The organism is Streptomyces sp. RKAG290, from assembly GCF_023701695.1.
GTDB lineage: Bacteria > Actinomycetota > Actinomycetes > Streptomycetales > Streptomycetaceae > Streptomyces.
In genome coordinates this window covers 1-2,043 of the sequence record NZ_JAJOZC010000024.1, presented here as the reverse complement: position 1 = coordinate 2,043, position 2,043 = coordinate 1, and the positions used below count along the sequence as shown (strand labels likewise).

Below are 2,043 nucleotides of genomic sequence, written 5' to 3'. Positions count from 1 at the left end.
CGTGTGTTGAGGGTTTCGCGTGGGTGGCCACAGGAAGCGCCGTCGGGAACCGCCAAGGAGCGGTACCCCAAAAAGAATCAGAAAACAACAGACTCGAACGTGCTGTGCCAAAGCACACGCCTGTTACGAGGCGGAGTCAAGACCGAGTCTGGAGGTGAGACAAGCCTGTGATGTTTTGGTGTCGGTTTTTGGCGGAACCCCTTGGGTAAGCCCTTTCGGCTCGTTTGCGGGGTGGTGCGCAGTGGCGCGCGGGGCTGCGCCGCCGGCCGGCCGGAGTCTTGGCGCCGCCCCTTCCGTGGGTTCGCCCCGCTCCAACGTCCGCTTCTCCGTGGCCCGTTCGTGCGTCATTCCGCTATCTATCGTTTGATAGCGCCATTAAATGGGTGCGAGTGGACGGCCCGGCGCGTCTTCCGCGCCGAAGCGCCGCAGGAAGCCGTCGTTCAGTCGCGCAGGGGCGCGGTCCATGTCGTCGCGTTCGAGCGGCAGGGCGCGCCGGGGGACCCGGTCCGCCGGCGAGTCGTCCCCGGCCCGGGTCGTCCTCGGCCCGGTCACGCTGCGGGAAGGCCCGCCGTGCGCGGCGTCGGCGAGTACCTCGCGCAGCATCGCGGGGTGAGCCGGCCGGTGAAGACGTTGCGCTGGCTCACGTGGTAGCAGCCGAACACCGTCATCGGGGCGCCCGTTCCGTCCGTCGGCGTCAGTGTCGCCCGTGTGCCGTGGCCGAATACCGGCGCGGCCGGGGGACGTTCCAGCCGGCCTGCCGCAGGGCCGGCAGGGCGGCCTGCCAGCCGAAGCCGCCCAGTACGACGACGGAACGCACCGTCGGTCGCAGCAACTGCAACTCCCGGGACAGCCACGGGCGGCAGGTGTCCCGCTCGGCGGTGGTGGGGCTGTTGGCGGGCGGCGCGCAGCGCACGGGCGCGGTGACCCTGACCCCGTACAGCTCCAGCCCGTCGCCCGGGCCCGTAACCGTGGCACGGGAGGTCAACCCGAGCTCATGCAGCGTCGCGAACAACAGGTCGCCGGCCCGGTCGCCGGTGAACATCCGGCCGGTCCGGTTCGCGCCGTGCGCGGCGGGCGCAAGCCCCGTGATCAGCATCGAGGCGTCCGCCGGCCCGAATCCAGGCACCGGGCGTCCCCAGTACTCCCAGTCCCGGAACGCGGACGCTTCACGAGGCGGTCTCCTCACGCCACGAGACGAGGCGCGGGCAGGCGCGGCACTGCACCAGCCGCGCGTCCAGGTCGCTCAGTGTGCGGGCCTCGGAGGCGGCCCGCACCGGGTAGTCCTCGGCGTTGGGCATGATCAAGCCGCTTTCACGTTGACTGGTCGATGCTCGGTGACGCCCTCCGGCCGGCCGGGGCAGGAAGGCCGGTCGGCCGGCCGAGGCAGGCCGGTCGGTCGGATGGTCGGCCGGTCGGGGGGCAGGGTGTCGGACTCGACTGTGCCGGCCCGCGTCCGGTTGCCCGGTGGACGGTCATGTCCGGCAAGCCGCCTGGACGGACGGTCCGAGAGGGCTGCTCCGAGCCGACTCGTTCCGTCTCCCGCCCACGCGGCCGAAGGCCATCTGACGTCCTGCCATATCGGACAAGGTACAGCGGACGGGTACAGCGGACGCTGACTCCCGCGGGGTGCTCGCCCTCGGAGCGCTGGATGCCGGCCGCAGGTGCCACCGACGTGGCTGCTCAGGCTCCGGGGTCACGACGCGGTGCCGGGGTCACGACGCGGCATCAGGGTTACGACGCGGCGCCAGGGTCACGACGCGGGCCGGGTCCGTGGCGGCCGAAGGAACGCCGGTAGGCGGCGGGGGTGGTGTGCACCAGGGTGTGGAAGCGGCGGCGGGGTTGGCGGCCGATGACAGGCCGACTCGGGCCGCGATCGCCTCCACGGGGAGTTCCGTCTCCTCCAGAAGCGCTCGGGCTGCTGCTATGCGCTGGTGGAGCAGCCATTGGCCAGGGCTGATGCCGAGCTGCTCGGCGAACCTGCGAGCGAGCGTCCGCGGCGAGATCCTGGCCTGCGCGGCGAGGTCGTCGACGCTGAGGGCTGGT

At 71.8% G+C, this 2,043-nt stretch carries 2 pseudogenes; both read right to left on the bottom strand.

Annotation, left to right across the window (positions count from 1 at the left end):
- Positions 1 to 548: 548 nt before the first annotated feature.
- Positions 549 to 1,298: pseudogene (locus LNW71_RS35940) on the bottom strand (uracil-DNA glycosylase).
- Between the two features lie 433 nt (positions 1,299 to 1,731).
- Positions 1,732 to 2,043: pseudogene (locus tag LNW71_RS35935) on the bottom strand (helix-turn-helix domain-containing protein); the annotation flags it as partial.